Below are 4610 nucleotides of genomic sequence, written 5' to 3' on the forward strand. Positions count from 1 at the left end.
CTCGACGCCGATCAGCCGGGTGGTTTCGGCACCATTCCGCTGCCCCAGCTCGACGCCGGCCCGTACCTGTCGTACGGGTTGCAGTGGCTCGCGTTCGGGATCATGGCACCGTTGGGTCTCGGATATTTCCTGTGGGCCGAACTCCGGGAGCGGCGCAAGGCGAAGTCGGAGACCGAGCACCCGGTCGAGGATGACACGAAGGCGCAGCCCGCGCCGTCGCACACCCCCAGCGACAAGCTCGCCGACCGCTACGGGCGGTCACGGTGATCACGCCGGGCAGTACCCCACGATTCGAGGAGTCACCGATGTACTCGACCGTCGACGAGTATCTGGCAGACAAGGAGCCCGCCGCCGTCGACGTGTTTCTCCGCTTCCGGAAGCTGGTGCTCGCATTGGGCGACGACGTCCACGAGCGTGTTCACCGGTCGGAGATCTCCTGGGCGCGCACCCGAGTGTTCGCCGCCGCGTTCGTGTACGCCTCACGGCTCGAGGTGGCGATCGATCTGCCGCGCCGGATCCACCATCGCGCGCTGCGCGAGGCATTCCCGACCAACGAGACGGTGACGACGCACAGGTTGAGCATCGCGTCCGCAGACGAACTGGACGCTCAGGTGAAGTCGATGCTGATCGAGGCCTACGAGAGGGTCGGCCCCGGACTCGGGTGATCCGGTCCGCATCGGTCCCGTCGGGTCCGGCTCCGGGTGCCGCATTTTCTGTTGCCACGCTTCGGTGCGGGCGTACCGTTGTCGGCGAGCGCTCTTCATGTCGGGGTGAGGACGACGATCACTCTCGAAAAGAGAAGAACATGACGAAACAATTCCGGATGCTTGCGGGCGGCGCCTTGATGGGTATCTCGCTGCTGTTGGTTGCCCCGACCGCCGCTGCGGCCCCCGGCCAAGACAATTGGGGGCAAGAGGTCAAGGAGTGCAACGCGAGCAATTGCTACCCGGGCGGAACCAGCCGAGGTGACTACGTCAAGGGACAGGCGCGCGACGGCGACGGCCCGGGGTACGGGCGGGAAATTCACGATCTGGCAAATCCGGGCAACTCGGATCCTGCGCTTCCCTGACGCGTCGGCAACTGAACGCACAGGTGACCTCGGGTCGATCGAGACTTACGAGAGGGTCGGCACCGGACTCCGAGGACCCTGCACGGTGGCCGCTGCTCCGGCATTCTCCGATCCGGGCGACCTGCGCAGCGGTGGCGTCCCGAGTAGCCGCTACGTCCCCCGTCCCCGACTGCGGACGTCGGACCGGAACGCGAGGGCTCGTGCGGTGAGGACCACACACAGCTTCGCCGACGTGTAAGCCGTTCCGATGCCGCCGGTAAGCGAAGACAGAGAGCAACATTTCGATATCCCCCCGCGTGTGACGTCGTCGGAGACTCGCCACCGGACTCACACTGACGAGAGTCACAGACGCTCGTCGAAGGGGCCACCTCATGCGAGATCACCGATCTGCCCGCGCCGTGGCGCTACTGCTCGCCGCGTGCCTGTCGGTGGCCGCGTGCAGCGCCGCCACCGCCGCGCCGCCGGAACGCCGCACGGTTTTCGGCTCCACAGGCAGTCTCGGGGAGGGAACGGTACGCACGTACACAACCGTGGACCGGGACGGCAACCCGATCGCGGTCGGTCTCCGAATGTCTTCGGCCGCCTTGGATGGGTTGCCCCACAGCGACGTCACGTCCGTGCTCGACCTTCCCGGTGAGGCGTCCGCAACGGTGTTCGACCACGTCATGCTCAATTGGAACCCGCACGGGCACGGGCCGAGCACCCTGTTTGACCGACCCCACGTGGACGTGCACTTCTACATGACCGACACGGCCGCGGTCGAAGCGATCGATCCTGCTTCCCCGGACTTCTGGGCTCGCGCCACACACCTTCCGGAGGCGAAGTACATTCCCAGCGACTACGTCACCCCGCCGGGACCTCTGGCCGTGCTGATGGCGGCGCCGTTCATGGGCGTGCACTGGATGGACGCCACCGCCGGCATGATCCCTGGGGTCTACGACTTCACGCAGACCTTTCTCAACGGGACCTGGGACGGGGACTACACGTTCATGGAACCGATGTTCACGCGGGCTTGGCTACTGACCGAACCGACGCTCCGCGAACACGTCAAGCAACCGCAGGCGTACCAGCACACCGCCTGGTACCCGACCGTCTACGCCGTCCGATTCGACTATGCCACACAAGAATTCGACATCGCCCTGGAAGGCATGGTCTTCCGTCAGCAGTCGTGAGAATCGACGTCGATCGGGGCGGCAACGTTGTTGGCGGTACGGCCGGCTCGGCGTCGGGCACGAGTACTCCGGCACTGCCTATCTCGCTGCCACCATCTGAGTCAGGAACAAGCGGGACGCCTCGACGCCCCGGGCGCTGCGAAGCGCCCCCATATCCGCGGCGGACATCATTCCGCTCATCCCACCCATGCCACCGCCCGGCATGGCGCTGGACTGCATCGGCATTTCCTGCCCGGGCATTCCCATCCCAGGTGAGGACATGGCCATGTTCGGGCTCGTCATCGGCATGCTGGTACCCGGAGACATGGTGGTTTGACCCCACGCTGCCCCCCAGCTCTGCCCGGAGTCGCCACAGGCGGCCAGGGTGAGCGCGGCCGCGACCGTCACGGCACCAGCGGCCAGGGACTTCTTCCCGACAAGCATGCCCTGCACTCGCATCGGCCGGGGCCACCGCCCACGAAGCGGTTACCGGTGCCGGTCAGCTGCAGCAGCAGCAGCCACCACCCGTAAACGCGGCTTCACCTCGAAACGGCAGGCGTAAGACTTCGCCGCCACGGTCGAGGTCGAGAAGATGACCGGCAGCTACGTCGCACTATCCGCCGGGCGAATCCTCCTCGGTGACGTCGCCGAAAAGTGGATGACAAGCAAGGTCAACCTGTCGGCGTCCACAGCGGCCCGCTACCGGTCGAGCCTCGATGTGCACGTACTCCCCGATTCGGGCAGACACCACTCGTCGACGTCACACGGGAGCGGCTTCGCAGCTGGGTCGCGGGCATGTCCGAGAAGCTGTCGGCGTCGACGACACGCACGAACGTGCTCGTGCTATCCCAAGTGCTCGACCAGGCCGTCCAAGACTCCCGCATCGTGTCGAACCCCTGGGACGGACTCGACCTACCCAAGCTCGAGCACAAAGATCGGCGATACCTCAGCTTCGAGCAAGTCGATCTCCTCGCCGAAGCTGCGGGCAACAACAGCGTGCTCGTCTACGTCCTCGCGTACTGCGGACTGCGGTTCGGTGAGGCCGCAGCGCTCACAATCGCAGACGTGAACCTCGAGCGACGACTGCGGATCCACCGATCGGCGACCGTCGTCAACAGCAAGATCGTGGTGTCGTCCCCGAAGGCGAACCAGGCACGAGACGTACCACTCCCCCGCTTCCTCGCGGATCTTCTCGAGGAGCGGATCGAAGGCAAAGCGCCGGCCGATCTACTGTTCCCCGATCCCCGAGGCGGGCATATGCGCGTCGGGAACGTCCGTCGTCGATGGTGTGATGCCGCGGTGAAGGAATCGGGTGTTCCCGAAGGGCTCACGCTGCACGAGCTGCGACACACTGCGGCCTCGCTGGCGATCACAGTCGGGGCGAACATCAAGACGTTGCAACGGATGCTCGGGCACGCCAGTGCTGCGCTCACCCTCGACCGGTACGGGCACCTGTTCGACGACGACCTCGGGATGGTCGCGGATCAGCTCGACAAACTCGCTCGACCTGGCGGTTCGTGACACCGCTCGAGACGGTGTTGTGTCCAACGTGTCCACGAACGCAGAGAGGGCACTTCCCGGTTTCTCGGAAAGTGCCCTCTACCTGCTGTAACGACTGTGGGCGCGGAGGGTTTCGAACCCCCGACCGCTGGTGTGTAAAACCAGAGCTCTACCACTGAGCTACACGCCCGGATACTCGGCGGCATTCACCGCCGAGCCCGCCTCAGGACTTTAGCGCGGCCAGCGCCCTCACCCAAGCGCCCTGGTCACGGGGCTCGCCGGGCTGGTTTTCCTCGGCGAACCGGACGATGCCGGTCTTGTCGATGACGAACGTGCCGCGGTTGGCGAAGCCGAGCTTCTCGTTGAACACCCCGTAGGCCTGGGCGACCTCACCGTGCGGCCAGAAATCCGACAGCAGCGGGAAGGTGTAGCCCTGCTCCGCCGACCAGATCTTGTGCGTCGGCGACGGGCCCACCGAGACCGCCAGGATGGCGGTGTCGTCGTTTTCGTACGTGGGCAGGTCGTCGCGGACCGCGCACAGTTCGCCCTGGCAGACGCCGGTGAATGCGAGCGGATAGAACACCAGCAGCACGTTCTTGTTGCCGCGGAAGCTCGACAGGCTCACTTTCTGGTTGTTCTGGTCCTTCAACGTGAAATCGGGCGCCTCGGCGCCGACTGCTATCGCCATCGGATGGTGTGTCCTTTGCTGTCCGAGAGTGGGGAGCCGACTCAGCGGCGAGGACGGCCGCTCTTCGGCTGGACGAGGCAACTGCCGGTCCAGTCGCCGAGGTTGGCGGCCAGGGTCTGGGTCAGACCGGCGGTGGTCGCCGATTCGGCGATCTCGCTGGGCTCGACGTGCTCGGGGCGACCGGTCTTCGGCGTCAACACCC

At 65.7% G+C, this 4610-nt stretch carries 7 protein-coding genes, 1 tRNA gene and 1 pseudogene; 5 read left to right on the forward strand and 4 right to left on the reverse strand.

Features of this window, described 5'->3' with window-relative positions; genetic code table 11:
* The 4 genes and pseudogenes from Q8814_RS24515 to Q8814_RS24530 form a co-directional block, all read left to right on the forward strand.
* Positions 1 to 267: pseudogene (locus Q8814_RS24515) on the forward strand (SURF1 family protein); the annotation flags it as partial.
* 38 nt (positions 268 to 305) lie between these two features.
* Positions 306 to 665, forward strand: coding sequence for a DUF5655 domain-containing protein (locus Q8814_RS24520; RefSeq protein ID WP_330154570.1), 360 nt, complete (start codon positions 306 to 308; stop codon positions 663 to 665).
* A gap of 140 nt (positions 666 to 805) precedes the next feature.
* The gene (locus tag Q8814_RS24525) at positions 806 to 1069 is read left to right on the forward strand and encodes a hypothetical protein (protein WP_330154571.1); all 264 of its coding nucleotides are present in this window, start codon (positions 806 to 808) and stop codon (positions 1067 to 1069) included.
* A 371-nt stretch (positions 1070 to 1440) separates the two neighbouring features.
* On the forward strand, positions 1441 to 2241 hold the full coding sequence (locus tag Q8814_RS24530; RefSeq protein ID WP_330154572.1) for a DUF5602 domain-containing protein: 801 nt from the start codon (positions 1441 to 1443) through the stop codon (positions 2239 to 2241).
* Between the two features lie 78 nt (positions 2242 to 2319).
* Here the strand turns inward: Q8814_RS24530 and Q8814_RS24535 are convergent, their stop codons facing one another.
* Positions 2320 to 2679: a DUF305 domain-containing protein gene (locus tag Q8814_RS24535; protein WP_330154573.1), complete on the reverse strand. Its 360-nt coding sequence runs from the start codon at positions 2677 to 2679 to the stop codon at positions 2320 to 2322.
* Positions 2680 to 3015: 336 nt separating this feature from the next.
* On the opposite strand from Q8814_RS24535, the gene Q8814_RS24540 reads away from it, so the two are divergent.
* Positions 3016 to 3741: a tyrosine-type recombinase/integrase gene (locus Q8814_RS24540; protein WP_330154574.1), complete on the forward strand. Its 726-nt coding sequence runs from the start codon at positions 3016 to 3018 to the stop codon at positions 3739 to 3741.
* A gap of 97 nt (positions 3742 to 3838) precedes the next feature.
* On the opposite strand, the gene Q8814_RS24545 is transcribed toward Q8814_RS24540, so the two are convergent.
* The 3 genes from Q8814_RS24545 to Q8814_RS24555 form a co-directional block, all read right to left on the reverse strand.
* A tRNA-Val gene (locus Q8814_RS24545) sits at positions 3839 to 3910 on the reverse strand.
* A gap of 33 nt (positions 3911 to 3943) precedes the next feature.
* Positions 3944 to 4408 carry a peroxiredoxin gene (locus Q8814_RS24550; protein ID WP_330154575.1) on the reverse strand — a complete coding sequence of 155 codons (465 nt, stop codon included), beginning with the start codon at positions 4406 to 4408 and terminating at the stop codon, positions 3944 to 3946.
* Positions 4409 to 4449: 41 nt separating this feature from the next.
* Positions 4450 to 4610 (reverse strand): DUF3052 family protein (locus Q8814_RS24555; protein ID WP_330154576.1); only part of this gene is annotated, 161 nt, incomplete at its 5' end.

It is taken from the genome of Rhodococcus chondri (assembly GCF_036327435.1).
In the GTDB taxonomy this organism is placed as follows: Bacteria; Actinomycetota; Actinomycetes; order Mycobacteriales; family Mycobacteriaceae; genus Rhodococcus; species Rhodococcus chondri.

What these genes read in the sequence shown, in the direction of transcription:
- Q8814_RS24540 (WP_330154574.1), top strand. Translation starts at nt 3,016, where the DNA reads ATGTCCGAGAAGCTGTCGGCGTCGACGACACGCACGAACGTGCTCGTG.
- Q8814_RS24535 (WP_330154573.1), bottom strand. Translation starts at nt 2,679, where the DNA reads ATGCGAGTGCAGGGCATGCTTGTCGGGAAGAAGTCCCTGGCCGCTGGT.
- Q8814_RS24520 (WP_330154570.1), top strand. Translation starts at nt 306, where the DNA reads ATGTACTCGACCGTCGACGAGTATCTGGCAGACAAGGAGCCCGCCGCC.
- Q8814_RS24525 (WP_330154571.1), top strand. Translation starts at nt 806, where the DNA reads ATGACGAAACAATTCCGGATGCTTGCGGGCGGCGCCTTGATGGGTATC.
- Q8814_RS24550 (WP_330154575.1), bottom strand. Translation starts at nt 4,408, where the DNA reads ATGGCGATAGCAGTCGGCGCCGAGGCGCCCGATTTCACGTTGAAGGAC.
- Q8814_RS24530 (WP_330154572.1), top strand. Translation starts at nt 1,441, where the DNA reads ATGCGAGATCACCGATCTGCCCGCGCCGTGGCGCTACTGCTCGCCGCG.